A 25722-nucleotide genomic window follows, 5' to 3' on the forward strand; every position below is an offset into this window, starting at 1 on the left:
GGAAAACGGCATGTCCAAGACCACCCTGTTCGACCTCGACGGCAAGATCGCCTTCGTCTCCGGCGCCAGCCGCGGTATCGGCGAAGCCATCGCCCACCTGCTGGCCCAGCAAGGCGCCCACGTGATCGTCTCCAGCCGCAAGCTCGAAGGCTGCCAGCACGTAGCCGATGCCATCGTCGCCGCAGGCGGCAAGGCCAGCGCCGTGGCATGCCACATCGGCGAGATGGAGCAGATCCAGCAGGTGTTCGCCGGCATCCGCGAACAGTTCGGTCGCCTGGACATCCTGGTCAACAACGCCGCCACCAACCCGCAGTTCTGCAATGTGCTGGACACCGACCTGGGCGCTTTCCAGAAGACCGTGGACGTGAACATCCGTGGCTACTTCTTCATGTCGGTGGAAGCCGGCAAGCTGATGCGCGAGCACGGTGGCGGCAGCATCATCAACGTGGCCTCGATCAATGGGGTCTCACCGGGGCTGTTCCAGGGCATCTACTCGATGACCAAGGCCGCAGTGATCAACATGACCAAGGTGTTCGCCAAGGAATGCGCGCAGTTCGGTATCCGCTGCAACGCCCTGCTGCCGGGGCTGACCGACACCAAGTTCGCCTCGGCCCTGGTCAAGAACGACGCCATTCTCAACGCCGCGCTGCAGCACATCCCGCTCAAGCGCGTGGCCAACCCCAACGAGATGGCCGGCGCGGTGCTGTACCTGGCCAGCGAGGCGTCCAGCTATACCACCGGCACCGCGCTCAATGTCGACGGCGGCTACCTGTCCTGACCGTACTGCTTGCCCGTTCTCATGGAACTGCACAAAAAGGTTGACGCAACCCGTCAACCTGAAGTTTACAGCTCAGGTATACTGCCGGCTTCGGCCCAAGCCCAGGATCCTGACTATGACGGAAAACAGCTTTGCCTTTCGCCTCAAGGAACTGCTCGAACACCACAAGCTGACCCTGCAGGCGGTAGGCACGGCACTGGGCATTTCGCGCACGGCCGTGCACAAATGGACCCGCGGCGGCGAGATCGACTACGACAACCTGCGCAAGCTGGCGGACTTTCTCAAGGTCAACTGGATCTGGCTGCGCTATGGCGAAGAGGCCCTGCAAAGCGTGCAACATGCCGAAGTGGTCGAGTTGCCGATGACCGACCTACGTCGGCGCTACACCGCTGAGATCATGGAAAGCGAAATGCGCATGAAGCTGGCCCAGGAAGGTGCGCGCATCGTCACCTGGGAATGGAACCTGGTCAGCGACGAGGTGACCTATTCACCCAACGTCGAAGACGTGTACGGCTGGCCAGTACGGCACAACGAAGACTTCTGGGTGCACGTGGCCCCCGAAGACGCCATGCAAATGCACGCCATGTACACCCGCGCCGTGGCCAGCGGCACCCGCTGCGAATGTGATTTCCGCATCACCCGCCCCGACGGCAGCCAGCGCTGGATCGCCTCGCGCGCCACGGTGCTACAGGACAGCGCCGGGCGTTCGGTGAAGATGGTCGGTATCAGCATGGACGTCACCGAACGCAAGGTGGCCGAGGCGGAGCTGCGCCAGAGCGAGGAGCGTTTTCGCACCATCTTCGAACTGGCCTGGGGCGCCCTGGCCTACATCGAACCGGATGGCACCTGGAGCCGCGTCAACGGCAGCTTCTGCGAACTGTTGGGCTATACCGAACAAGAGCTGTATGGCATGACCTTCCAGCAGCTCACCCACCCCGACGACCTGCCCGGCAACCTGGTGCTGCTGGAACGCATGCTGGCGGGCGAAATCGACCGTTACGAAGTGGAAAAACGCGTGCGCCACAAGGATGGCCGCTACATCTGGGTGCGTGCCCGTACCTCGTTGCAACGTCACGCCGACGGCCAGCCCGAGCACCTGATCAGCGTGTTCGAGGACATCACTGCCGAGCGCGACGAACATGAACGCCTGCAGGCCCATATCGCCGGCCTGCAAGCTCGCCTGAACTAGACGGAGAAGCATGACGATGCTGCCCGGGAGCCTGTCGACCAATGGCCAATGCCGTAACCATGTGCAGCGCCGCGGCACCGTGGGGCTGTATTTCGTCGCCGGGCTCTCGGTGCTGGCGGGCATGACCGACGCCATCGGCTTCATGGCCACCGGCGATTTCGTCTCGTTCATGAGTGGTAACACCACCCGACTGGCCGTCTCGCTGGGCAGCGCCGAGATGGGCCTGGTGCTACGCCTGGTGCTGGTGATCGGCGCCTTTATCCTGGGCAACGCCCTGGGCGTGATCATCGCGGCGAAAAGCGGCCGGCGCCCCTGGCCGCTGCTCAGCCTGATCGGCGCCCTGCTGGTGTTGGCTGCCTTGCTGCCGGCGTTGCTGCAACTGCCCGCGCTGCTGGCGGCGGTCACGGCCATGGGCATGATCAACGCCGTGGTGGAGGAAGTGAATGGCCTGCCGATTGGCCTGACCTACGTCACCGGCGCCCTGTCACGCTTCGGCCGAGGCCTGGGGCGTACCTTGCTGGGCCAACGCCGGCTGGGCTGGCGGGTGCAGTTGATCCCTTGGTGCGGCATGTTTCTGGGTGCCATCGCCGGGGTCCTGCTGGAGCAGCGCTTCGACCGCACCGCCCTGCTCGCCAGCGCCCTGCTGGCCCTGCTGCTGGGCCTGGTTTCGCTGAAGATCCCGCGGCGCTGGCAGCTGCGCTACATGCCGCGCTGAATCACAGGCAGGTCGCTGCGGCAGCGCGACGGCGCAAGGCGTTGGTGTCGTTGCTTTGCGCGTAGTAGTCGACGCGGGTCCCACCGGCCTGCGGGTAGATGTCGGCGAACGACTCCGCTTCACGGGTATAGACGGTGAAGCCGCCCTGCTTGCGCGGTGCCAGGTAGCCGCTGGCATCGACACCGAATGCCGCCTCTTCCTGCCAGCTGAACTGGATGCACTGGGCGACAAGGTCGGGCGTCTTGGCCGAGTCGAGCTGGGCGGTCGGCGCACCGTTACGCGCGGCGTCCATGGTCGCTGAAGCACAACCGGCCAGTACCAGTGCTGCGGCGATCGGCAGAATTGCTCGCATGTTCCATCCTCGGGGGCAAAAAAGAAGGCGACTCTAGCACTGGCGCCAGCACGAGTGAATTGTCCTGCGCGAACCGTTGTCGCAAATAGGCCATGCCCTGCTTACAAGGAGCCCTCCATGAAGCCACGCCAAACCCTGTATGCCCTGCTGCTCGGCGCCACCTTGCCTTGCCTGCCCCTGGCAGCGACCGCGGCGGGTGCGCCAGAGGAAAGCGTCACCGCACCGCACACCGAACGCGAACTGAAGATCGGCGACAAGGCGCCGGACCAATACAAACGCCACGAACTGGCCGTGCGCGACTGGCGCGCCAAAGGCCTGCCTGCACCGGAAACGGACAGCCACTGGGTACGCCTGGCCGATCATTACGTGCTGGTGCAGACCACCAATGGCGTGATCCTCGCCATCCAGCCCGCCACCTGACCCCACGCCCGGGCAAGTCCGCCAACCCTGGTGACCTGCGCACCGGCACTGGCCCGGGCCCTTTCGCGATCGAACCCATGCCGCTTATCGCTGGCGCGGGAAAAACTTGCGCGCGCAAGAAACCAAATCGAGCGATGCCTGTCTCACGAAGTACCCCGTAAACCTTTGCGGATCAAGGACCTATATCGTGATCAAGCGTATTGCGAGCTTTTCGTTGATTGCCACCGTGCTGCTGCTGAGTGGCTGCTACCACCATTACGACGATGATGACTATGGCTGGCGGGACCGTGATCGCGACCATCGCTACTACCGCTATGACCGCGATGACGATGACCATCGCTACCGCGACCGGGACCGTCGCGACCGTTACTACCGTCACCGCGACCGTGATCGCGACGACGATGATGATTGATACCACTACCAACCTGACCCGCCGCCGTGGCGCGGCACTTTTACCCTGATGATTCCTTTGAGGTTCATATCATGCGTCTGACTCTGCCTTCCCTTGCCCTCGGCTTGCTGCTCTGCCAGGGCGCATTTGCCGGCGACGGCACCGCGGCCATCGGCGGCGGCCTGGGTGGCGCCCTGGGCAACATCGTTGGCCAACAGATCGGCGGCAGCACCGGTGCTGCCATTGGCGCAGGCCTGGGCGGTGCGGCCGGCGGCGCGGTCGGTGCCCGCAAAGGCAACCGAACCGAAGCGGCCATCGGTGGCGGCCTGGGCTCGGCCGGTGGTTCGGTACTGGGCCGTGCGGTAGGCGGCTCCACCGGTTCGACCATCGGCGCAGGCCTTGGTGGTGCTGCAGGCGGTGCCCTGGGTAACCACATCGGTGACAACGACCGCGACCACGGCCACCGCCACCACCGTCGTCACCGCCACTGATCCATCGTACGCAGGGGGCTGCTGCGCAGCCCTCTCGCGGCACGAGGCCGCGCCTACCGAAAGCCCGTCATCCAGACTGCAGCCTTGCAGTGCATCAATACCTCCTTCACCACACGTCGGCACACTAGCGCTACTCTCTACCGTGCCCCTCGCGTGAAGGATCACCCCTCTCCATGAACCATGAGCTGCTCTGGGTCCTCGGCCTTTTGGCCATCGTCGTCTTTCTCTTCGTCGTCAACCGCCCGCGCATGGACGTGGTCGCCCTGCTGGTGATTCTCGCCCTGCCGCTTTCGGGCATCCTCACCATCGAGCAGGCCCTGGCCGGTTTCAGCGACCCCAACGTGGTGCTGATCGCCGCGCTGTTCGTGATCGGCGAAGGCCTGGTGCGCACAGGCATCGCCTACCGGATCGGCGAATGGATGAGCGAACGCGCCGGCAACAGCGAAGCGCGCCTGCTGGTGCTGCTGATGATCGCCGTGGCCGGCCTGGGCTCGGTGATGAGCTCGACAGGCGTGGTGGCGATCTTCATCCCAGTGGTATTGAGCATTGCCGCGCGCCTGCAACTCTCGCCCAGCCGGCTGATGATGCCGCTGAGCTTCGCCGGGCTGATCAGCGGAATGCTCAGCCTGGTCGCCACACCGCCCAACGTGGTGGTGCACAGTGAACTGGTGCGCCATGGCGAGCAGGGCTTCAACTTCTTCAGCTTCACCCCGTTCGGCCTGGTGGTGCTGGTGCTCGGCATTGGCTACATGCTGTTCGCCCGCCGCTGGCTCAGCGGCGAAGTGCGCAAGGACGGCCGTGTGGAAACCCGCCGCACCCTGCTCGACCTGGTGCTGGACTACAAGCTCAACGGTCGCGAGCGACGCCTGCGCATTCGCCCTCATTCGCCTCTGGTCGGCCATACCCTGGGCGAACTGGAACTGCGCACCCGCCATGGCGCCAACGTGATCGGCATCGAGCGCCAGCACAAGTTCACCACCCGGGTCATCGCGGCCGACTCCAGCACCGTGCTGCAACAGGGCGATGTCCTGCTGCTCGACCTCTTCGCCAACCTCGACGACCTGCGCAGCCTGTGCCAGACCATGCAGCTCGAACCCCTGCACTTCAAGGCGGCCTACTTCATCGACCAATCCCAGGAGCTGGGCATGGCCGAGGTTTCCCTGCCGCCCGGCTCGCAATTGATCGGCAAGAGCATCCTGGAACTGGCCTTTCGTAGCCGCTTCGGCCTGAACGTGGTCGGCCTGCGCCGGGAGCAAACCGCTATCGAGGCGCAGCTGGTGGAGGAAAAACTGCGCCTGGGCGACACACTGCTGGTGGTGGGGCCCTGGAAGGCCGTACGCCAGTTACAAGGCCAACCCCAGGACTTCCTGGTGTTGAGCCTGCCTGCGGAAATCGACCAGGTGGCGCCGGCGCGCACCCAGGCGCCGTTCGCGCTGCTGAGCCTGGCGGTCATGGTGGGCCTGATGGTCAGCGGCGCCGTGCCCAATGTGGTGGCCGCCCTGATCGGTTGCGTGCTGATGGGCGCCGGGCGCTGCATCGACATGGACAGCGCGTATCGCGCCATTCATTGGCAAAGCCTGGTGCTGATCGTCGGCATGCTGCCGTTCGCCCTGGCCCTGCAGCGAACCGGCGGCATCGACCTGGCGGTGAGCGGCCTGGTCGGCGTGCTGGGCGGCGCCGGCCCGAGCGCGATCCTGGCGTGCCTGTTCGTGGTTACCGCCGTGATCGGCCTGTTCATTTCCAACACCGCCACGGCGGTATTGATGGCACCGGTGGCGATCAGCACCGCGCAACAACTGGGCATGTCGCCCTACCCGTTCGCCATGACCGTGGCCCTGGCAGCCTCGGCAGCGTTCATGACGCCGGTGTCCTCCCCGGTCAATACCCTGGTGCTGGGGCCAGGCCAGTACCGCTTCGCCGACTTCGTCAAGGTCGGGGTGCCGTTCACCTTCTTGGTGATGCTGGTCACGGTGTTCATGGTGCCATGGTTCTTCGGACTCTAGCTGACGTCAAGAAACCGACGAAAAATCAATGTGTTCACATTTCGACCGACAGGACACCAGCTAATTGACATTGTCCCCGCTCTCGAAACACACTGACACGATATTGCCCCAGGTGCCTTCGGTCGTTTTCCTGGATTCAGTTCCCGCTTGCCGGTCGAGCCCATGGTGTTTCCAGCCCAGTCGCGCCTGCTTCCCCTCCTGGTCCTGTTCGGCCTGACGTTCGCTTTGACCGTGAGCGGCATCCTGGCCCGGCCGATCGAATCCCTATCGCTGTTCTGGCCGGTGAACGCCGTGCTCGCCGGCCTGCTGCTGCGTTATCCGCGCCAGGCGAGTGCAAGGGGCTTCGTGCTCATCTGGGTAGCCATGGTCGCCGCCGACCTGGCCAGTGGCAGCGCGTGGAAGCCTGCCTTGTGGTTCAATCTGTGCAACCTGAGCGTGATCGCCACCCTCTGGCAGGTATTGTCGCGCTTGCCCCGTGTGCACCGGCGCATGCGCACGCCACAGGGCGTGCTATGGGTATTCGGCGCCTGTGCCGCAAGCGCCATGGTGGCGGCGAGCCTGGCCTGCGTGGTGGCAGCGCCGTGGTTCCAGGAGTCGCTGCGGGCCACCTGGCTGGCCTGGTTCAGCGAGCAGTTTTCCACCAACGTGCTGGTGCTGCCGATGCTGCTCACCGCACCGAACCTGCGAACCCTGGTACGCGGTGGTACCCAGGCGATCCGTGTGACGCCCATCCTGGTGTTGTTGGCCTCCCTGGCCCTGGGCATCGCATTCGGCGGGCCAGGCGCCATCGCCTTTCCCATCGCGGCGCTGCTCTGGTGTGCCTGGATCTACTCACCGTTCCTGGTGTGCGTGCTGGCCTTCACCGCCGGCACCACGCTGATCGTCGCCGTGGCCCAGAGTCTCATGCATTTCAGCCTGCCGCAGAGCGTGCCTGGGGTCACCACGTTGATGTCGGCGCGCCTGGGCATCGCCATGCTGGTGCTCGGCCCGCTGGTGGTGGCCTGTGTCAGCCAGGCCAACCGCTGCCTGCTGGCACGCCTGGCACACCAGGCCACGGTGGATCACCTGACTGGTGCCCTCACCCGCAGCGCCTTCACCAAACGCGCCATGGCCCTGCTCGACAGCCGTCAACAACATGACCAGGCCCTGCCACTGACCCTGATGATGCTCGACATCGACCATTTCAAGGGCATCAATGACCAGCATGGCCATGCCGTGGGCGACCAGGTATTGCGCCAGTTCGCCCGCACCCTGCAAGACCAGCTGCACGAAGGCGAGCTGTTCGCCCGCCTGGGCGGCGAAGAATTCGTGATCATCGTCCCTGGCCTTGCACCGGAGCAAGCCAAGTTCACCGCCGAACGCCTGCGCCGTGCCGTGCAGGACCTGCGCGTAGTCCAGGCCGAGCAGCACCTGCAGGTGACCGTCAGCATCGGCGTGGCCGGTTGCGCCCCCGAACAGCGTGCAGTGAACCTGGACACCTTGCTGGCCCGCGCCGACCAGGCGCTCTACCGGGCCAAGGCCGATGGCCGCAACCGCGTCGAACAGGCCGAGGCCCAGCGCCAAGCGATATGACCTACCCCGCCAGCAAGTCCCAGGACAACTTGGCGATCAGCACGCACAGCAGTACCAGGAACAGCCCGCGCACGAAGCCTGCGCCCTTGCGTACCGCCAGCCAGGTACCGGTCAGGGCGCCGAGGATGTTGAACGCCGCCATGGGCAAGGCGATGGCCCATAGCACATTGCCCGATGGGATGAAGAACACCAGCGCGGCCAGGTTGGTGGCGATGTTCACCAGCTTCGCCGAGGCCGAAGCGTGGAGGAAATCCAGGGCGAAAAAGCGGATGAACAGGAAGATCAGAAAGCTCCCGGTGCCCGGCCCGAACAACCCGTCATAGAAGCCGATGGCGCCTCCGATCAGCACTGCCAGGCACTGCTCCTTGCGGCCGATCTGGGCGGGCTTGTGCAAGGTGCCGAAGTCTTTCTTGCAGAAGGTATAGACCGCCATCAGCACGATCAGCACCAGCACCGCCGGGCGCATCAGGCTTGGCGGCACCAGGGACACCGTCGCCGCGCCAGCGAATGACATGACGAAGGCGCTGAGCATCGCCGGGACGATCAACCCCCAATCCAGTTTCACCTTGCGGACGAATGAGCGCGCCGCGAACGATGTGCCACAGACCGAGGCCAGCTTGTTGCTGCCCAGCAGTGCTGCCGGTTGCGCATTCGGCAACACGTTGAACAGCGCGGGAATCTGGATCAACCCGCCACCGCCCACAGCGGCATCGATCAAGCCCGCGGCGAAGGCGAACAGCGAAAGCAGGGCTATATCCATCATGAGGCGGGCTCCAGGCATCAAGGCGAGCGCCAAGGCTAATCAAAGCTGCGCGCTTATGGTGAAATGCCGTATTGCGAAAACTGCAATCAAGGAGCCTTTCATGGCATTGGATATGCTGCGCGAGATCCAGGCGTTCGTAAGCGTCGCGCACAAGCGCAGCTTCGTTGCCGCGGCCCGCGCCCTGGGGCGCTCGCCCAGCTCAGTGACCCGCGCGGTGCAAGCGCTGGAAGACAACGCCGGAACCAAGCTGCTCAATCGCAGCGCCAGTGCCGTGAGCCTCACCGAGGCGGGCGAACGCCTGCTGCCTCACGCTGAGCGCTTACTGGATGTGCAACGGGACGCGACGGACGAACTGGCCGCGCTCAGCGGCACCGCCCAAGGCTGGATCCGCTTCGCCGCGCCGGAACTGCTCAGCCAGCAATGCTTGCCCCAGGTCTTGGCAGGGTTTGCCCGGCAACACCCCCAGGTCACCCTGGATGTGCAGTTCAGCGACCAGGCGTTGGACCCGCTGCAAGGCAAGTTCGATTTCGTCATTCGCGGCGCCTTCCCGCAGTCCAGTGAGCTGATCGGCTACCCGCTGTGGCGCTATCGACGCTACCTGTACGCCAGCCCGGACTATCTGGCCCGGGAAGGCACGCCTGGGCACCCCGAAGCCCTGGAAGAGCACGCGATCATCCTGCATACCGCACCCCGCATCCTCAAGGCCTGGCACTTCTATCGCGATGGCCAGATCACCAGCCTGCGCCCGCACCCTCGCCTGCGCCTGAGCTCAGGTGGCGCGGTGCTGCAAAGCGCTCTGGCCGGCGCCGGTATCGCGCGCCTGGCGGATTGGGTGGGTGACCCGTACGTACGCGCCGGGCGCCTGGTAAAGGTCTGCCCCGACTACCGATTGACCTCCAGCACGGGCCAGGACCCACAGATGCATGCCCTGTATCCGGCCGGCGAGCTACCGGCGCGGGTACGGGAACTGTTGCAGATGCTGCGTCGGGCCTGCCCATGAGCGAAGGTTCGAGCTGGGTTCGACAGCGCTGCTCAAATTCTGTTCAATTTAACAGAGCCCGCCGCCAGCTTGGGTTGCAGAACTTTATCCACAGACCTACCCACGTTTTTTGTGGACAGATTTCCCAGCGCAAAGAACGACTTATCGTACAGGCTGGGCCCTCGAACAACGGGCTCAACTGGGCGGAATGGTACCCAGCAGGCCGATCAGGATTGTCAGGAACAGGAAACCACCCAGGAACAGTGCGAGCTTGCCCATCGGAACCTCTACAGAGATGTACGGGAACGGTGAGGCTGGCTGGCGCGGATGCGGCGCAGCTCAGCGTGCCCAGCGCTCTCCGGTTGGAAAGGCTGGGCCTGATGGGTATTGTCGGCGCGAGACTGATACGGTTACAGATTCAGGTTCATGGAAAAAAAGCATATCAGATGAACGCTGGCGACCAGCAGCTGCCCGCTTTGGGTGACCTTGCGCAGAGAACAGTGGATCTGTGGGAGCGGGCTTGTCCCGCGATCAAGGGCGAAGCCCTTGCCAGGCGATAGTGATATCGAGCCTGCCCCAATCGCAGGGCAAGCCCACAGGCTCACGCTAAATCAACGAGTTATGCATGACTCAACTGACCCGTTGGTAACCGCCGAGCACACCTCGGCGTGACATCACCCATTGCCACAGCTGAATGTCCCGGGCACGGAAAGCCCCCGCACAGGACAACAGGTAGTAACGCCACATGCGTCGGAAGCGTTCGCCCAGCTCGTTGGCGAAGTACTGCCAATGGGCCTCGAAGTTTTCGTGCCAGGCCATCAGCGTGCGGTCGTAGTCGGCGCCGAAGTTATGCAGGTCCTCGACCACCAACAGGCCATCGGCGGCATCGCCGATCTGGCCGATCGAAGGCAGGTCGCCATTGGGGAAGATGTACTTGTCGATCCAGCGGTCCGGCACGTCGCGCCGTCGATTCTTGCCAATGGTGTGCAACAGCAACAGGCCATCGTCCTCCAGGCAACGCGCGGCAACTTCCATGAACGTGCGATGATTCTTGCGCCCCACGTGTTCGAACATGCCAATGCTGACCACGCGGTCGAAGCGCTCGTCGAGCTCACGGTAATCCTGCAGGCGAAACTCCAGCGGCAGGCCTTTGTAGCGTTTCTCTGCCCATTGGCACTGCTCGCGGGAGATGGTCACTCCGACGCACTCGACACCATAGCGCTCAGCGGCAAAACCCATGAAGCTGCCCCAGCCGCAGCCGATATCCAGCACGCGCATACCAGGGCGCAGGCCCAGCTTGCGGCAGATCAGGTCCAGCTTGGCTTCCTGGGCCTGGGCAAGGTCGCCGGCCTCTTTCCAATAGCCGCAGGTGTAGGTCATGCGCGGGTCGAGCATGGCGGCGTAGAAATCGTTGCCCAGGTCGTAGTGGCGCTCGCCCACGGCCCAGGCGCGCCGGCAGGTCTGGCGATTGAGCAGGCGAGCCTGCAGCGCATGGTAGATCAGCGCCATCGGGCTGACTTGGTCGGCCACGCCAGCGCGCAGCAGGCGGGTGAAGAATTCGTCGAGTTGCTCACAGTCCCAGTCACCGTCCATGTAGGCCTCGCCCAGGCCAAGGTTGCCCTGGGCCAGGGCGCGCTGGGGTACATCGGCGGTGTGCAGTTGCATGTCCCAGGGCTGCTCGCCTTCCAGGCCAAGGCCGGCCTGAGCCAGCAGTTCACGGGCGAAGCGGGTGGTGCGGTTGGCCGGCGCGGCGCCGGGCAAGTTGGAAGAAAACTCGGAAGGCATGGTGTGTCCTTGTGGGTATTGGAAATCGGACGCGCTTCAAACGTCGGGGGTGTCCTGGTGCAGCCCCAGCACCACTTGCAGCTCCTGGCGTAGCCAGGGCTGCTCGATCGAAGGCAGGCGGGCCTGCAATTGGCGGGCGACCCAGCGCTGGCCGCGGGCGATGAAATGCAGGCGCTCGTGCAGGTCGGCGATGGCCATGGCCTTGCCATAGAACTCGCCCATGCCCCCGCCAGGCTTGGCGTCGAGACGTTCCAGGCAGTTGCGCAGGCGGCGGCAGCTCTCCGCCTCGCCGTGGTGCAGCTGCTCCAGGCGCTGGAGCAGCAAGGGGTCGTTGGTCTGCCTGGCACTGTCGAGCATCAGACGGGCACCGGCACGCTCGGCGCGCATGAGCATGCGCAACCAGTCGATCAGGTCATCGGAAGGCGGTACGGCAGGGCTCTGTGATTCACAAGCATGCGACATGGAAAACTCCTGAAGCCGCTGGACTGCGCGGCGACAGGACGAGCTTAGAATGCTGGCACGCTGAAATTAATTGAAATTAAATGGGGGTTGAGTGCAACAAAACGAATACTTGCACAACACTCGAAACCCTTTTCATAGGGAGCTGGCCAGCCGTATTCAGGGCCTGGCCCGGATCAGCCAGCACGCCTTCACTGCAACTTTGCTGCAACTTTTTTGATGCAATCGGCATGAGGCGTCCCGCCTATTATCGGGCCCCTTTCTTGCCCTGCCCCGTATCGCCTTCCTGCTCGGCGGTGCGCTGGGCCGTGGTCTTGCCTCCTTCGGGTTGTCGGGCGTTCGGTCGCAAGGCATCGTTGTCCCGTTCGACTTCACCTGGCGTGCATTGAGTGGGCGTGCTGCCGGTGTTCTTTTTCATGATCCACCTCGGTGCGAACCTTTGCAGGGTTCGAGCCGTGCATCAGCTGAAGGGTTCAATCCCTCTGTTCTTTCCGCCTGCAAGTACGTGCTCTGGGCCAGGCAATTGAAACATTTCTTTTCCCATAAACCCGGCATGACTTGCCGTGACCCCTGCAGGCCGCTCGAACGCGTAACGAGCACCTCCCCCCCCTATCTACGGGGTAAAACACCCTGTTCCAGCTCATCAGTAGAAACGTATCTCGCGCTCACCTTGTAGGACTCATCTGAAGTACACGTAGCCGGGGTATTACATAAAGCCCAGTTCCTGTATGAAACATCAGTTTCACCTGTTTGAACGAGCTGATACGGTCGCCGCTTTCCTACAGCGGCACGGATGCCAGCAGCACGAGACCGACATGGACCCGTATCAGACCTCTGCCCTCGCCCTACAAAAAAACCTGCTCAAGCTGCGCCAGAAGCGCGACCTGTTGAGGTCCCAGGCACGTCATGAAGAAGCCGACAGGCTTGCCAAGCGAATCGCCGATATCGAGGCGACGCTTCGTGGCCTACCAGCCGTACCGACCTTACAGTGACTGGCCAGGCCAGCCTCAGAATGCACGGTTGAGAAGTAATCCACCGCCAGTGTCGGGGCTCGCATCGGAAAAGCCTTTCAATGCGTAGAACTGGACCTTCCAATGCGCATCGAGTTTTTGCGTCAGGAACAAGGTGAGCTCCTGGATTTCATCACCGTCGGCGGTCACTTTCTGCCGCCAGTCGTAGGCCGCCCCGGCGGACGTGCCGGGCGCCAGGCGAGCGACCAGGCCCACGGACGTGAAGATCGGATCGCGAAAATCGCTGCCCGCCGGGTCACCGAACTTCTTCCAGCCCAACGTGGCGAAGCCGCTCATGGCGCCGAAGGCCCGCACCAGGTCGACCTGGGCGGAGTAGTCGGTTTTGCCTGTCCCCAGGCAACGGTCTTCGTCAGCCGTGGGCAATTTCACCTTGCCCACCAGGTCCACCAACAGGTTGCCGCCGTCGCGGCCATCGAACACTGCGTAGTCGACGCTGGCCACCGTGTCTCCGAGGCCGTTCTCGACGCGCCCGCAATCATCACCCGCCAACGGCTCGCCGCCGGGGCCCACTGCAGGGTTGGTGATGCGCAGGTAGGGGATGGTGAGCTTGTAGATCATCGGGCCGGCTTCGTACTTGCCGATCACCGGCATGTACCAGGTCTCGCTGGTGGCGCCCGTGCCATAGTCGCCCCGGGAATAGTCCAGTCCCGTCGAAAGGCTGAGGTCATCGGCCAGGGCAGGCAATGCCAGGGTCATCAGGCAGGGAAACAGCGCGCGCATCGGTATCATGCTCACCTCGTGGCGATTGCATATCGACGTTTACATCGCTCACCCAGCGATCAGGCCAGGCCCAGTGCTAATGCGGCCCCGAGTGGTCCGGACGCTCGACCTTCTCCGGCCGCTCCACTTTTTCGGGACGCTCGATTTTCTCCGGGCGGTCGGGCTTTTCGGGGCGTTCGACCTTCTCTGGCCGTTCGACTTTGTCCGGCCGCTCTACACGTTCCACCCGCTCGATCTTTTCGATGCGCTCGGGCTTGTCCGACCGGTCGGAGCGCTCGATTTTCTCGATCCGCTCGATGCGCTCCACACGCACACCGTTTTCGAACACCTCGATCCGCTCGCGGGTCTCCACACGATCTCCATCGTCACGCGTCTCGATCCGCTCCCGACGCTCGAGCTCCCCTGAACCTGACACTTGCTGGCGCTCGATCTTCTCACCGGAGCCATCGTGTTCGATGCGCACCCGGGCTCCGGCCTGCCCGTGCCCGGCCTTTGCGCCTTCATGGTTGTGCGACTCGACCTTCCGCCCGCTCGCGTGGCCGGCCTCGCCGGAATGCCCGTGCAGAACCTCGACCCGATCGACCCGAATGCCGCGCCCCTGCTCGAATACACCGCTCACCCGAACTCGCTGGCCGATGGCCAGGCTCGCCGCCTGGCTGGCGCCGACATGGGCCGTGAAACCGCCGACGTCGATACGATCACCTTGTCGCCCGCGCACCAGCCCTTCTATCAACGCGTTGCGCACTCGCCCAGCGAAGGGGAAAGCGGGATCCCGGCTCGCCTTGGCCACCTCCAGTTGCTGGCCATTCCATGCACCGCGCACCAGCATTTCACCGGTGGCCGGCAGCGGCTTGCTCAGCGCCAGGCCCTGCAGGTTGCCTGCTTGCCGGATATCGCCAATAGCGCTGGCCTGCCTCAGGCCTGGCGCACGATCGATCCGGCTGGCCATGACCTCACCCTGGGCATTGCGCAGGCCGCTGACGCGCACCGTTTCACCGATGCGCAGGCCGGGCGCCAAGCGGGCACCCATGGCCACGCGCACCGGCTGGCCCATCACACGCAGGGCCGTATCGCCAGAGGCAAGCCCTGTTACTGGGCCTTCATAAGCATTGAGGATGGCGATGCTGCGCGCCTCCAGCCCCCGGTGTGACGAGTATGCCTCCACCGCGACGACCTGGCCGATCGCCAGGCGCCGGCTGCTCGCTGGCAGGCCGTTCTCGCTGAAGGCCGCCTGGTCATCGAAATGCACTTCCGCCCCATTGACGCAAATCGAGCCAAAGCCGGTGATGGTGCCGACAATGCCGGTGCCACCCACCCCACCGTCCTCGACCGGGGCCCCGGTGCCACCGATTCCTCCGCCACCTGGCCGCGCACCGGTGCCGCCAATGCCCCCGTTGTCCGCTGGCGCGCCGGTGCCGCCCATACCGCCAGGCTCGACGCAAGCCGGTGCTGCCGATGCCAAAGGTGGCAGCACAAGCAGGCCGAACAGCACGACGAGGCTGGCGACCAGGCGCGCAATCCTGTTCATGGCGGGCTGGCCTTGGCTTCAGAGGGCGCCTCAGCCGGGCTGGGTTCAGTGTAGAAATAGAGCCCGACGGTGATGCGCTGGCGGGCATCGGCAGGCGGTGGGTCGCGCGCCTCCAGCTCGGCCGCCAGCTGGTTCAGAGCGACGAGCACTTGCATGCCGTCGGTCTGCACCAGCGTCTTGAGGTGCTCGACACCCGCCGAGGACAGGCTGTCGTAGTGCACCGCGCGCTCGAAGAACGGCTCGCCCGTCTCCGTCAGGTTGTGCACCGCGGCGCAGGCATGGTCATGCAGGTTGTGGCGCAGGTACGCCACCTTTTCCTCGAAGCCCCGCTGCGGGATGAACGCCCGGGTCTGCAGATGCACCTGGTCCTGCTCGTCCACCCGCACCACGCCCAGCCGCAGCCATTCATCCAGCACGACGCGCGCGCGAATATCGGTGCTCAGCGCCGCGACCAGGCTATCGAACGAGCCGTCGCCACCCACGCTGGCCAGGCGCGGCAAGGCCCGCGGCTGGCCGGGCTGATCGCAGAACGGGGCCTGGTTCAGCCAGATGCTCACCAGGTGCGCACCGAAGGAAACCGCCTCCGGCATGCCGGCGTCGCCTGCCGCTGGCTGGGCGCGCAAGCGCCGCACATCCTTGCGATGCACGCCGGTGATCAGGCTGATCCGGCTGTCGCTCGCCGGCTTGCCATCAATACGGAATTCTTGCTCGGCGACCTCCACGAAGATCTCCTTGAGCACGTGGGTGAAGCTGTTGAAGGTGACCCCTTTGCGCAGCATCAGCCTCACCAGCGGTCGCATGACATGCTTCAACGCTGGCAAGAGGGAAGGAGGCAAGGTAGGCAATTGCATTGCAGGTCTTCCTTATCGACGGGCGAGCGGTGTGGTCCCAGGCCATTCCAGCAGCTTGCCCAAGGCATCACAACCATCCTGGCCTACGCCCTGCCCCACCACGGAGCCCGACCATCGCGCCGGGCCCCGTCGTCCTGGGTTCAGCGGTCAAGCACCGCCGCGATCATCACCTACGTCATGGGCCGGGCCGTCGTCGGCACCGTGACCAACGCCGTGGGCTTCGCCGACATCGTGGCTGGGGCCATCATCGGCGCCATGGCCAACACCATGGGCTTCACCGACATCATGGTTGGGGCCATCGTCGGCGCCGTGACCTACGCCATGCGCCTCGCCGACATCGTGGTTGGGGCCATCGTCAGCGCTATGGCCAACGCCATGCAGGCCGCCTTCATCGTGATCACGACCATCATCGCGGCCACGCCCGCTGTTCGCGCTTCCCGGGTCACTGTTGCCGGCATGCCCACCCTCGCCGCTGTGGCCCGAGCCGCTGTGGCCACCGTGGCCGCCGCCGTCGCCGCCGTGGCCGCCACCACCGCTACCGCCATGGCCACCACCACTTCCGCCGCCACCGTGACCGCCTCCACCTCCACCATGCCCACCGCCGCCGCCGTGACCGCCTCCTCCATGGCCACCACCGCCGCCATGGCCGCCACCACCGCCATCTTTCGCATAAGCGCTGGAGAAATCACTGATCTGGTCAGGTACCAAAGCCAGCGATGCCGAAAGAGCGCCGCCAATGGCGAGCGCCAGCAAGCATTTCTTGAGCAGCATGATGAATCTCCGCTTCAGGGTTGCAGTTTCACGCTTGAAACAAACGCAACAACCAACGAATCCCGATTGCCTTACGGGCAACCAGCCAACCAGCGGGTGCTCCATCCCGGTGTCTGTGCCGATGTGCGTATGCACGTTCCTTCCGAGGCCAGTCAGCCTGTTCTTTTGCGTGGGATTTTTTCCCACGTTTCGAGCATAGACCTGTGGTACAGAGAGTCAATGACCAGCTATCCGTTAGCGATCTGGCCCAAGCCCCAGCCTGTAGATGGGCCCTTTCGCGGCGCAAGGCCGCTTCTGCATAAGCTGCACAAGGTCGGCGAACGAGGGTTTGCCCCACTAGAGAGACCAAACCCGTGACATCAGCGGGTTGCCGTCGCTCGAGCCGCTGCAGACCATGGCTTATCTCACTAAAAAGGACACAATCCATGCCCCCCCCAAAACACCCCCGCCACGCGGCGAGCCAGCCCCATTGAACGGTAACTCTGACGTTTACCGCGCTGATACCGGGATCATGGCTGGCTGCCCATCCAGGTGGATGCAAAGCCAGTAACCAGAGGTGGCCACAGCGTAGTAGCGTGGGGCATTGCCGGTATCACGGAGGGGCTATATGAGCATTCGCAGCCTGGCCAAGAACCTTCCAGCAGACCCTGATCATGAAGGCAGGGTCCTGGGTTGGGGCGTACTGAGAGACCGGCACCCCTGGCATTTCGTGGATGTCTATGCCGACCAGCAAACGGCCCGAGCGGAAGCGCAACGGCGCGGTGAGGGGTACGTCGTGGAATACGGCTCGTACCGGTTGGGATCGGATGATTTTATCTGCGGCGTAACACCGCCTGAGGGGTAAGGCTGCAATTGCCTTGCTCGATTTTCTCCTGCTTTACGCCCCTCTAGGTGGGAGCGCACATGGGTTTTATAACCCCTATCCATCCACTAAAACACCTCGCGACAGGCCGCTGCGCGGTGAACCTTAGTGGCATTCGGAACTCAGTACTCGAGACTGCGCCTGCAACGTCTACAAAGGATTGCCATGGGACATGCTCCACCCACAGTTCTTCCCACGATTCGCGTAGAACGTGAACTGAGCCTGCGGGCGGTGCTCACCGGCATGGTGCTGGGCATCTTGCTCACGCCATCGAATGTCTACGCGGGGCTCAAGATCGGCTGGTCGTTCAACATGTCGATCATCGCCTTGCTGGCCGGTTTTGCCCTTTGGCAGGGCCTGGCGGGGAGCAGGAAGGGCCGCCCAACATGGTCACTGCACGAAAGCAATATCAACCAAACCGTGGCCTCGGCCTCCGCCTCCATCGTTTCCGGCGGGCTTGTCGCACCCATCCCCGCGTATACGCTGCTCACCGGCCACCAACTGGACCCGGTGCCAATGATGGCCTGGGTCTTCTCCGTGAGTTTTTTGGGCATCTGGATCGCCTGGTATCTGCGCCCCACCCTGCTCGCCGACCCTAACCTGAAGTTTCCCGAAGGCATGGCTACCCTGGAAACGCTGCAGCAGATCTATAACCACGGGCGGGAAGCCATGACGCGAATCAGGGTTCTTTTCAGCGCCGCGCTGCTGTCAGGGTTGGTGAAATGGATTGACGTGTTCGCCTGGACGATACCGCGTTGGTCGCCCACCCCTACGCTAGAACGCCTGACCTTCACGGCCGACCCATCGCTGATGCTCATCGGCTTTGGCAGCATCATCGGCATTCGCGTGGGTCTTACGCTGCTGCTCGGCGCCGCGCTGGCATGGGGCGGGCTAGCGCCGGGGCTGATCGACCATGGCTGGGTGGTGCTCGCCCCAGACGCCAGCGGCCCACAGTTTGCCGCACTGGTGGAATGGCTGTTGTGGCCCGGCGTGAGCCTGATGGTTTGTGCGACCCTGACGTCCTTGGCGGTTCGGCTGTTGCAAGAGCGCCGACGAGTGCCCGCCGACCTCAGGGCAACTCGCGCACCGTGCACCAAGATACGATTCTCCCCCTGGCCCGCTTCGGGGCTGTTGCTCTCCATCGCACTGGTGGTGCCCCTGCAAGCGCTACTGTTCGGGATCGACTGGTGGATGGCCCTGTTGAGCATTCCATTGGCGGTTTGCCTGGCCGTGGTCGCTGCGCGCGTGGTCGGCGCCACCGGCATCGCGCCGATTGGTGCTATCGGCAAGCTGTCACAATTGAGCTTCGGCTTGATCGCCCCAGGCCAGGTGACCATCAACCTGATGAGCGCCAACACGGCGGGTGGCGCGGCCGGGCAATCCACCGACCTGATGAACGACTTCAAGGTCGGCCAGGCGATCGGCGCCACGCCGCACAAGCAGCTGATCGCGCAGTGCATCGGAATCCTTATCGGCAGCGTGTTTGGCGTACTGGTCTACCTGACGCTGATTCCCGATCCGCAGGCCCTGCTGCTCACCCAGCAGTGGCCCGCACCGGCCGTGGCGACCTGGAAGGCCGTGGCCCAAACGCTGACGCAGGGGCTGCAGGCACTTTCTCCGGAAATCCGCTTCGCGATCGTCGCCGGTAGCTTTGTTGGCGTGCTGCTGGGCGCGTTGGACAGCCTGCTGCCGCAACGGGCGGCTCGCTGGCTGCCGAGTACGGCCGCGTTGGGGTTGGCCTTCATATTGCCGGCGTCGATCAGCATGATGATGGGTTCGGGGGCAGTACTTACCTGGCTGGTCAGCTGTCGTTGGCCGAACGTCACTGAACGGTTTGCGATTACAGCGGCAGCGGGGTTGATTGCTGGTGAGAGCATTCTTGGGGTGGGGGCGTCGTTCTGGGAGATGCTGCGGACGTTGTAAGCGCGAGAATGCACCACCCACAAAAAAGCCCCATTTCCAGGGGCTTTGATGAAGAATATGGCGGAAGCGTAGAGATTCGAACTCTAGGATAGTTGCCCATCGACGGTTTTCAAGACCGTTGCCTTAAACCACTCGGCCACGCTTCCAGCTTGCTTTGCGGCGGCAATCATACCGTAATGAAACAAGCTGTCAAACTCTCTGTGTCGCGGGTTGCGGCAGCTCTGATATCCTCATTGCAACCATACGTTTCAACCCACAGGTTTCATCAAGGAGTGTCGCCATGCGCGAACAGGATTATGCCGTACAACACGGCCAGCAGGCCGAGCAGCAGGAGGTCAGCCGTGTCCTGCGCAACACCTACAGCCTGCTGGCGCTTACCCTCGCCTTCAGCGGCGTCATGGCCTTCGTGGCCCAGCAGATGCGCGTCGGCTACCCGAACGTGTTCGTGGTGCTGATCGGTTTCTACGGGCTGTTCTTCCTCACCGCCAAGCTGCGTGATTCGGTCTGGGGCCTGGTGTCCACCTTCGCCCTCACCGGCTTCATGGGCTTCATCCTCGGCCCTATCCTCAACCGCTACCTGGGCATGAGCGGTGGCGCCGAAGTGGTCAGCTCGGCCTTCGCCATGACCGCCCTGGTGTTCGGGGGCCTGTCGGCGTACGTGCTGATCACCCGCAAGGACATGAGCTTCCTCAGCGGCTTCATCACCGCAGGCTTCTTCGTCCTGCTGGGTGCCGTGGTGGCCAGCTTCTTCTTCCAGATCAGCGGCCTGCAACTGGCGATCAGCGCGGGCTTCGTGCTGTTCTCGTCGGTGTGCATCCTGTTCCAGACCAGCGCGATCATCCACGGCGGCGAGCGTAACTACATCATGGCGACCATCAGCCTGTATGTATCGATCTACAACCTGTTCGTCAGCCTGCTGCAACTGTTCGGCCTCATGGGCCGCGACGACTGATCGGCCTCGATGCAACAAGAGCCCGCTTCGGCGGGCTTTTTTGTGGATGATGCCCACCCTATCGCGGGGCAAGCCCGCTCTCCCCCTACCCCAAACCCGCCTCGCCCCGTAGAATGCGCTCCTTTTTTCTACCGGGGCAGCTTTCCCATGAGTTCCATCGAACACGGGCCGGGCGCGGCGGCGCCTGTCAATGAACTGGTCCTCGGCCTCGAGGACAAGCCACGGCCGTTGATCGGCCTGCTGGCTGCGCTGCAGCACCTGCTGGCGATCATCGTCCCGATCGTCACCCCGGGCCTGCTGATCTGCCAGGCGCTGGGCGTGTCGCCGCGCGATACCAACTTGATCGTGTCCATGTCGCTGGTGATTTCCGGTATCGCCACCTTCGTCCAGTGCAAGCGCTTCGGGCCGTTCGGTGCCGGGTTGCTGATCGTGCAGGGCACCAGCTTCAATTTCGTCGGGCCCCTGATCGCAGGTGGCGCGCTGATGGTCAAGCAAGGCACGCCGGTGGAAGGCGTGATGGCGGCGATCTTCGGTGTGGTGATCGCCGGCTCCTTCGTGGAGATGGGCGTGTCACGCATCCTGCCCTTCGTCAAACGCCTGATCACGCCGCTGGTGACCGGTATCGTGGTGCTGATGATTGGTCTGACCCTGATCAAGGTCGGCCTGATCAGCATGGGCGGTGGCTTCACCGCCATGGGCAATGGCACTTTCGCCAACGGTGAGAACCTGCTGCTGTCGGGCGTGGTGCTGGCGATCATCGTGGTGCTCAACCGCATTCCGGTGGTGTGGATGCGCAGTTGCGCCATCGTCATCGCCCTGGCCGTGGGGTATGCCCTGGCGGGCTACCTGGGCCGCCTGGACTTCACCGGCATGCACGAGGCGGCACTGTTCCAGGTACCGATGCCCCTGCATTTCGGCCTGAGCTTCTCCTGGGCGCTGTTCATCCCGATGCTGGTGATCTACCTGGTGACCGCCCTGGAAGCCATCGGTGACGTCACCGCCACCAGCAAGGTCTCGCGCCAGCCGGTCGAAGGCCCGTTGTGGATGCAACGCATCAAGGGTGGCGTACTGGTCAACGGCGCTAACTCGCTGCTAGCTGGGGTGTTCAACACCTTCCCCAGCTCGATCTTTGCCCAGAACAATGGCGTCATCCAGCTCACCGGCATCGCCAGCCGCCATATCGGCGTATGGATCGCCATCATGCTGGTGCTGCTGGGCCTGTTCCCGAGCGTCGCCGGGGTGATCCAGGCAGTGCCGGAGCCGGTGCTCGGTGGCGCGGCCATGGTGATGTTCGGGGCGGTGGCGGCCTCGGGGATCAACATCCTGGCCAGCACCCGCCTGGACCGCCGCGCGCTGCTGATCATCTCCGTTTCCCTGGCCCTGGGCCTGGGTGTGGCCCAGGTGCCGGAGTTCCTGGCGCACATGCCGTCGGCCCTGCGCAATGTGCTGGAGTCGGGGGTGGCCACCGGTGGCATCTGTGCCCTGGTACTGAACTGGTTCCTGCCGGAGAGCAAGGAAAACGCCTGACAGGCACCTGGCCAACCGACAAAGCCCGCGCCTGCCTGCACGGGCTTTTTGCTTTATCATGGCCGCATTACTTTGCACGAGTTGTCCATGAAATTCGCTATCGCGGTGTTTTCACCAGCCCATGCGCCCTCTTCGCGCCGTGCTCTGCGCTTTGCCGAGGCCGCGCTGGCAGGCGGGCATGAGATTGCCCGGCTGTTTTTCTATCAGGATGGGGTACACAGCGCCTCGGCCAACGTGGTCGCGCCCCAGGACGAACAGGACATCGCCGCCCAGTGGCGTACCTTCATCGAGGCTCACCGGCTCGATGCCGTGGTGTGCATCGCCGCAGCCCTGCGCCGGGGTGTGCTCGACGAAGCCGAAGCCAACCGCTACCAGCGCCCGGCGGTGAACCTGCCCAAGCCTTGGGAGCTGTCGGGCCTTGGGCAGTTGCATGAAGCCGCGCAAACCGCCGACCGTCTGGTCTGCTTCGGAGGCGACTGAGATGGCCAAATCCTTGTTGATCATCAGCCGCCAGGCGCCCTGGAACGGCCCGTCCGCCCGCGAGGCACTGGACATCGCCCTGGCCGGCGGTGCCTTCGATCTGCCGCTGGGCATGCTGTTTCTCGATGATGGCGTGTTCCAGCTCGCCCCAGGGCAGCAGCCTGCAGCGCTGCAGCAGAAGAACCTGGCCGCCAACCTCCAGGCGCTGCCGATGTTCGGCGTCGATGAGCTGTTCGCCTGTGGCCACAGCCTGGCCGAACGCGGCCTGGCCGGTGACGCCCTGGAGCTGCCGGTACAGGTGCTGGACGATGCGGCCCTGGCCGCCCTGATTGCCCGTTTCGACCAGGTGGTGACACTCTGATGACGACCCTGCATGTAATCAGCCACTCGCCCTTCGGCGACAACCGCCTGGACAGCTGCCTGCGCCTGCTGGGTGCCGAGGACGCCCTGCTGCTGTGCGGCGATGCGGTCTATGCCCTGCGCCCAGGCAGCGAGCCGCTGCGCAAATTGCAGACCGCCGGCCTGCAGGGCCGCCTGTTCGCCCTTGCCGAAGACCTGCAGGCCCGCGCCATCGACAGCCCGCTGGCCCAGACGGTGGACTATCCCGCGTTCGTCGAGCTTTCCCTGCATCACGACAAGGTCAACAGCTGGCTATGAGCATTCTGACTGTCGGTGATCGGCAGATCGCCCTGGACAAAGATGGCTTCCTGGTCGACCTGCAAGACTGGTCCCACCCTGTCGCCGAAGCCCTGGCCGAGCGCGAAGGCATTCCGTTGACCGGCGACCATTGGGAAGTCCTTGAACTGCTGCGCCAGTTCTACGCCGAATACCAGCTCTCGCCGGCGACGCGCCCGCTGATCAAGTACACCGCACTCAAGCTGGGCCCGGAAAAGGGCAACAGCCCGCACCTGAACCGCCTGTTCAACGGCACTCCCGCCAAACTTGCCGCGAAGCTCGCGGGCCTGCCCAAGCCGACCAATTGCATATGACCGAACGCCCCTCCGAGCTGCGCCCGCTCACCCTGCAAACCCCAGCCGAACACCCCTTCGCCGAATTCGTGCGTATTCTCGGCAAAGGCAAGCGCGGTGCCCGCGGCCTGACCCGCGAAGAGGCCCGTGCGGCCATGACCTTATTGCTCGAAGGCAAGGTCGAGGACACCCAGCTGGGCGCCTTCCTGATGCTGCTGCGGCACAAGGAAGAAAGCGCCGAGGAGCTGGCCGGCTTCACCGAAGCCCTGCGTGCGCACCTGCAGGCACCCAGCATCGCCGTGGACCTGGACTGGCCCACCTACGCCGGCAAGAAGCGCCACCTGCCGTGGTACCTGCTGGCGGCCAAATGCCTGGCCGCCAACGGCACGCGTATCCTCATGCATGGCGGCGGCGCGCATACCGCCGGGCGCCTGTACAGCGAGCAGCTGCTGGGCCTGCTGGATATCCCCCTGTGCCGAGACTGGCCGTCGGTGGACAAGGCCCTGGGCACACACGGCCTGGCCTTCGCGCCCCTGCAGGATTGGGCACCCCAGCTGCAACGGATGATCGACCTGCGCAACACCCTCGGCCTGCGCTCACCCATCCATTCCCTGGCCCGCGTACTCAACCCCCTGGGGGCCCGCTGCGGCCTGCAGAGCATCTTCCACCCCGGCTACCAGGCCGTACACCGCGAAGCCAGCCGCCTGCTGGGCGACCCTGCCGTGGTGATCAAGGGTGACGGCGGCGAGATCGAGGTCAATCCCGATGTCATCAGCCACCTCTACGGCACCACTGCCGGCGAAGCCTGGGACGAAGAATGGCCGGCATTGAGCGCTCAACGCCACGTCAAGCCAGCCAGCCTGCAACCGGAGCACCTGCTCGCGGTGTGGCGTGGCGAAGCCGAGGACAGCTATGGCGAACTGGCCGTGGTCGCCACCCTAGCCCTGGCCCTGCGTGGCCTTGGTCAACCCCGGGAGCAGGCGTTCGAAACGGCGCGCAGCTATTGGGCGAACCGCAAACACATCGAATAAATCGATCTGAATGGCGCGGTCTTTGCGCTATTTATTCGAACGCTTTTGCCTAGACTGAGCTCCAACGACAAACGACTTTGTTCCGAGGAGCTCACCATGGGCCTTTTGATCGACGGCCGCTGGCATGACCAGTGGTACCAGAACAGCAAGGACGGCGCGTTCCAGCGCGAGAACGCCCAACGCCGCAATCAGCTACCAGCTGCCGAAGCCGGGCGCTATCACCTGTACGTCTCGCTGGCCTGCCCCTGGGCCCACCGCACCCTGATCTTCCGTGCCCTCAAAGGCCTCGAGCCGCTGATCGACGTCTCGGTGGTGAGCTGGTTGATGGGCGAACATGGCTGGACCTTCGACCAGCAGACGGGCTCGACCGGCGACCACCTGGACGCCCTGCAGTACCTGCACCAGCGCTACACCCAGGACGACCCGCACTACACCGGGCGCGTGACCGTGCCGGTGCTGTGGGACAAGCAGGAAAAGCGCATCGTCAACAACGAGTCGGCCGAGATCATCCGCATCTTCAACAGCGCCTTCGACGAACTGACCGACAACCGCCTGGACCTCTACCCCGAGCCGCTGCGGGCGACCATCGATGCGCTGAACGAGCGCATCTACCCGGCAGTGAACAACGGCGTATACCGCGCAGGCTTCGCCACCACCCAGGATGCCTACGAGGCCGCCTTTGACGAAGTGTTCGCCGAGCTGGACCATCTGGAAGCGTTGCTAGGTCGCCAGCGCTACCTGGCCGGCGAGTACCTGACCGAAGCCGATGTGCGCCTGTTCACCACCCTGGTACGCTTCGATGCGGTGTACCACGGGCATTTCAAGTGCAACCTGCGGCGCCTGGCCGACTACCCGAACCTGTCCAACTGGCTGCGTGAGCTGTACCAGTGGCCGGGCGTGGCAGGCACAGTGAACATGGAGCATATCCAGAAGCACTACTACTTGAGCCACAAGACCATCAACCCGAACGGGATCGTGCCCAAGGGGCCGCTGCAGGATTTCAACCAACCTCATGATCGGGAACGATTGGCGGGGAAAGGGATCTGGCAGGGTTGATCAAAACGGGGCTGCTTTGCAGCCCTTTCGCGGGCGGAGGGCGCGCCGCAAGGGGGGGGGTGGGGGGGGCGGGTGGGGCGCAAAGGGCCCCCACCGGGCCCCACCGGGGAACGGGCCCGCAGGGC

Annotated in this window: 29 protein-coding genes and 1 tRNA gene; 21 read left to right on the forward strand and 9 right to left on the reverse strand. The window is 64.1% G+C overall.

Features of this window, described 5'->3' with window-relative positions; genetic code table 11:
• The first annotated feature begins 10 nt into the window (after nucleotides 1-10).
• The 3 genes from ACNFCI_RS10095 (at nucleotide 11) to ACNFCI_RS10105 (ending at nucleotide 2682) form a co-directional block, all read left to right on the forward strand.
• On the forward strand, nucleotides 11-778 hold the full coding sequence (locus tag ACNFCI_RS10095) for an SDR family oxidoreductase (RefSeq protein WP_084855673.1): 768 nt from the start codon (nucleotides 11-13) through the stop codon (nucleotides 776-778).
• Between the two features lie 115 nt (nucleotides 779-893).
• Complete coding sequence (locus tag ACNFCI_RS10100) at nucleotides 894-1967, forward strand: helix-turn-helix domain-containing protein (protein ID WP_084855674.1); 1074 nt, start codon at nucleotides 894-896, stop codon at nucleotides 1965-1967.
• A gap of 16 nt (nucleotides 1968-1983) precedes the next feature.
• A complete protein-coding gene (locus ACNFCI_RS10105; protein ID WP_084855675.1) occupies nucleotides 1984-2682 on the forward strand; it encodes a YoaK family protein in 699 nt (232 codons plus the stop codon).
• Nucleotide 2683: 1 nt separating this feature from the next.
• Here ACNFCI_RS10105 and ACNFCI_RS10110 read toward each other — a convergent pair whose 3' ends face one another.
• Nucleotides 2684-3034: a hypothetical protein gene (locus ACNFCI_RS10110; protein ID WP_368829129.1), complete on the reverse strand. Its 351-nt coding sequence runs from the start codon at nucleotides 3032-3034 to the stop codon at nucleotides 2684-2686.
• Between the two features lie 117 nt (nucleotides 3035-3151).
• On the opposite strand from ACNFCI_RS10110, the gene ACNFCI_RS10115 reads away from it, so the two are divergent.
• The 5 genes from ACNFCI_RS10115 (at nucleotide 3152) to ACNFCI_RS10135 (ending at nucleotide 7911) form a co-directional block, all read left to right on the forward strand.
• On the forward strand, nucleotides 3152-3454 hold the full coding sequence (locus ACNFCI_RS10115) for an RcnB family protein (RefSeq protein WP_368829130.1): 303 nt from the start codon (nucleotides 3152-3154) through the stop codon (nucleotides 3452-3454).
• A 187-nt stretch (nucleotides 3455-3641) separates the two neighbouring features.
• Nucleotides 3642-3866, forward strand: a complete 225-nt coding sequence (locus tag ACNFCI_RS10120; RefSeq protein ID WP_324819085.1) for a hypothetical protein — start codon at nucleotides 3642-3644, stop codon at nucleotides 3864-3866.
• A gap of 71 nt (nucleotides 3867-3937) precedes the next feature.
• Nucleotides 3938-4336 (forward strand): glycine zipper domain-containing protein, encoded by a 399-nt coding sequence (locus ACNFCI_RS10125; RefSeq protein WP_084855678.1) that lies wholly within the window; start codon nucleotides 3938-3940, stop codon nucleotides 4334-4336.
• 173 nt (nucleotides 4337-4509) lie between these two features.
• Complete coding sequence (locus ACNFCI_RS10130) at nucleotides 4510-6339, forward strand: SLC13 family permease (protein ID WP_368829131.1); 1830 nt, start codon at nucleotides 4510-4512, stop codon at nucleotides 6337-6339.
• 147 nt (nucleotides 6340-6486) lie between these two features.
• The gene (locus ACNFCI_RS10135) at nucleotides 6487-7911 is read left to right on the forward strand and encodes a GGDEF domain-containing protein (protein WP_416767942.1); all 1425 of its coding nucleotides are present in this window, start codon (nucleotides 6487-6489) and stop codon (nucleotides 7909-7911) included.
• 1 nt (nucleotide 7912) lies between these two features.
• Here the strand turns inward: ACNFCI_RS10135 and ACNFCI_RS10140 are convergent, their stop codons facing one another.
• On the reverse strand, nucleotides 7913-8674 hold the full coding sequence (locus ACNFCI_RS10140; protein ID WP_324815906.1) for a sulfite exporter TauE/SafE family protein: 762 nt from the start codon (nucleotides 8672-8674) through the stop codon (nucleotides 7913-7915).
• A gap of 100 nt (nucleotides 8675-8774) precedes the next feature.
• Here ACNFCI_RS10140 and ACNFCI_RS10145 point away from each other — a divergent pair, with 100 nt between their 5' ends.
• Nucleotides 8775-9674 carry a LysR family transcriptional regulator gene (locus tag ACNFCI_RS10145; RefSeq protein WP_084855682.1) on the forward strand — a complete coding sequence of 300 codons (900 nt, stop codon included), beginning with the start codon at nucleotides 8775-8777 and terminating at the stop codon, nucleotides 9672-9674.
• Nucleotides 9675-10283: 609 nt separating this feature from the next.
• On the opposite strand, the gene cfa is transcribed toward ACNFCI_RS10145, so the two are convergent.
• The 3 genes from cfa to ACNFCI_RS10160 form a co-directional block, all read right to left on the reverse strand.
• On the reverse strand, nucleotides 10284-11438 hold the full coding sequence (gene cfa, locus ACNFCI_RS10150; RefSeq protein ID WP_324815902.1) for a cyclopropane fatty acyl phospholipid synthase: 1155 nt from the start codon (nucleotides 11436-11438) through the stop codon (nucleotides 10284-10286).
• Nucleotides 11439-11474: 36 nt separating this feature from the next.
• On the reverse strand, nucleotides 11475-11900 hold the full coding sequence (locus ACNFCI_RS10155) for a DUF892 family protein (protein ID WP_143515182.1): 426 nt from the start codon (nucleotides 11898-11900) through the stop codon (nucleotides 11475-11477).
• Nucleotides 11901-12144: 244 nt separating this feature from the next.
• Nucleotides 12145-12315: a hypothetical protein gene (locus ACNFCI_RS10160; RefSeq protein WP_172402982.1), complete on the reverse strand. Its 171-nt coding sequence runs from the start codon at nucleotides 12313-12315 to the stop codon at nucleotides 12145-12147.
• Between the two features lie 397 nt (nucleotides 12316-12712).
• Between ACNFCI_RS10160 and ACNFCI_RS10165 the strand changes: the two genes are divergently transcribed.
• On the forward strand, nucleotides 12713-12889 hold the full coding sequence (locus ACNFCI_RS10165; protein ID WP_172402983.1) for a hypothetical protein: 177 nt from the start codon (nucleotides 12713-12715) through the stop codon (nucleotides 12887-12889).
• A 15-nt stretch (nucleotides 12890-12904) separates the two neighbouring features.
• On the opposite strand, the gene ACNFCI_RS10170 is transcribed toward ACNFCI_RS10165, so the two are convergent.
• The 3 genes from ACNFCI_RS10170 to ACNFCI_RS10180 all read right to left on the reverse strand — a co-directional run bounded on the left by ACNFCI_RS10170 (nucleotide 12905) and on the right by ACNFCI_RS10180 (nucleotide 16027).
• Entirely contained in the window at nucleotides 12905-13657 is a 753-nt protein-coding gene (locus ACNFCI_RS10170; protein WP_368829133.1) for a hypothetical protein, read from the reverse strand.
• A gap of 67 nt (nucleotides 13658-13724) precedes the next feature.
• The gene (locus ACNFCI_RS10175) at nucleotides 13725-15176 is read right to left on the reverse strand and encodes a DUF5666 domain-containing protein (protein ID WP_368829134.1); all 1452 of its coding nucleotides are present in this window, start codon (nucleotides 15174-15176) and stop codon (nucleotides 13725-13727) included.
• Nucleotides 15173-16027, reverse strand: coding sequence for a DUF6502 family protein (locus ACNFCI_RS10180; RefSeq protein ID WP_084855688.1), 855 nt, complete (start codon nucleotides 16025-16027; stop codon nucleotides 15173-15175). The genes ACNFCI_RS10175 and ACNFCI_RS10180 overlap by 4 nt, the downstream gene beginning before the upstream one ends.
• A gap of 213 nt (nucleotides 16028-16240) precedes the next feature.
• Between ACNFCI_RS10180 and ACNFCI_RS10185 the strand changes: the two genes are divergently transcribed.
• The 3 genes from ACNFCI_RS10185 (at nucleotide 16241) to ACNFCI_RS10195 (ending at nucleotide 19583) form a co-directional block, all read left to right on the forward strand.
• Nucleotides 16241-17155 (forward strand): hypothetical protein, encoded by a 915-nt coding sequence (locus ACNFCI_RS10185; RefSeq protein WP_416767945.1) that lies wholly within the window; start codon nucleotides 16241-16243, stop codon nucleotides 17153-17155.
• Between the two features lie 250 nt (nucleotides 17156-17405).
• Nucleotides 17406-17642 (forward strand): hypothetical protein, encoded by a 237-nt coding sequence (locus ACNFCI_RS10190; protein WP_084855689.1) that lies wholly within the window; start codon nucleotides 17406-17408, stop codon nucleotides 17640-17642.
• 183 nt (nucleotides 17643-17825) lie between these two features.
• On the forward strand, nucleotides 17826-19583 hold the full coding sequence (locus ACNFCI_RS10195) for an OPT family oligopeptide transporter (protein ID WP_368829135.1): 1758 nt from the start codon (nucleotides 17826-17828) through the stop codon (nucleotides 19581-19583).
• A 58-nt stretch (nucleotides 19584-19641) separates the two neighbouring features.
• Here ACNFCI_RS10195 and ACNFCI_RS10200 read toward each other — a convergent pair.
• Nucleotides 19642-19729, reverse strand: a tRNA-Ser gene (locus ACNFCI_RS10200).
• Between the two features lie 134 nt (nucleotides 19730-19863).
• Between ACNFCI_RS10200 and ACNFCI_RS10205 the strand changes: the two genes are divergently transcribed.
• The 8 genes from ACNFCI_RS10205 (at nucleotide 19864) to ACNFCI_RS10240 (ending at nucleotide 25597) form a co-directional block, all read left to right on the forward strand.
• The gene (locus tag ACNFCI_RS10205; protein WP_084855691.1) at nucleotides 19864-20535 is read left to right on the forward strand and encodes a Bax inhibitor-1/YccA family protein; all 672 of its coding nucleotides are present in this window, start codon (nucleotides 19864-19866) and stop codon (nucleotides 20533-20535) included.
• Between the two features lie 147 nt (nucleotides 20536-20682).
• Nucleotides 20683-22062 (forward strand): nucleobase:cation symporter-2 family protein, encoded by a 1380-nt coding sequence (locus tag ACNFCI_RS10210; RefSeq protein ID WP_084855692.1) that lies wholly within the window; start codon nucleotides 20683-20685, stop codon nucleotides 22060-22062.
• An 87-nt stretch (nucleotides 22063-22149) separates the two neighbouring features.
• Complete coding sequence (gene tusD / locus ACNFCI_RS10215; protein ID WP_368829136.1) at nucleotides 22150-22542, forward strand: sulfurtransferase complex subunit TusD; 393 nt, start codon at nucleotides 22150-22152, stop codon at nucleotides 22540-22542.
• A gap of 1 nt (nucleotide 22543) precedes the next feature.
• Nucleotides 22544-22903: a sulfurtransferase complex subunit TusC gene (tusC, locus tag ACNFCI_RS10220; protein ID WP_224458690.1), complete on the forward strand. Its 360-nt coding sequence runs from the start codon at nucleotides 22544-22546 to the stop codon at nucleotides 22901-22903.
• Nucleotides 22903-23199: a sulfurtransferase complex subunit TusB gene (gene tusB / locus ACNFCI_RS10225; RefSeq protein ID WP_084855695.1), complete on the forward strand. Its 297-nt coding sequence runs from the start codon at nucleotides 22903-22905 to the stop codon at nucleotides 23197-23199. The genes tusC and tusB overlap by 1 nt, the downstream gene beginning before the upstream one ends.
• Complete coding sequence (locus tag ACNFCI_RS10230) at nucleotides 23196-23531, forward strand: TusE/DsrC/DsvC family sulfur relay protein (RefSeq protein ID WP_084855696.1); 336 nt, start codon at nucleotides 23196-23198, stop codon at nucleotides 23529-23531. The genes tusB and ACNFCI_RS10230 overlap by 4 nt, the downstream gene beginning before the upstream one ends.
• Nucleotides 23528-24541 carry a glycosyl transferase family protein gene (locus ACNFCI_RS10235; protein ID WP_368829137.1) on the forward strand — a complete coding sequence of 338 codons (1014 nt, stop codon included), beginning with the start codon at nucleotides 23528-23530 and terminating at the stop codon, nucleotides 24539-24541. The genes ACNFCI_RS10230 and ACNFCI_RS10235 overlap by 4 nt, the downstream gene beginning before the upstream one ends.
• 96 nt (nucleotides 24542-24637) lie before the next feature.
• Nucleotides 24638-25597 (forward strand): glutathione S-transferase family protein, encoded by a 960-nt coding sequence (locus ACNFCI_RS10240; RefSeq protein ID WP_084855698.1) that lies wholly within the window; start codon nucleotides 24638-24640, stop codon nucleotides 25595-25597.
• The last annotated feature ends 125 nt before the right edge of the window (nucleotides 25598-25722 follow it).

The sequence above is a fragment of the Pseudomonas sp. NY15356 genome (assembly GCF_048068175.1).
Lineage (GTDB): Bacteria > Pseudomonadota > Gammaproteobacteria > Pseudomonadales > Pseudomonadaceae > Aquipseudomonas > Aquipseudomonas putida_K.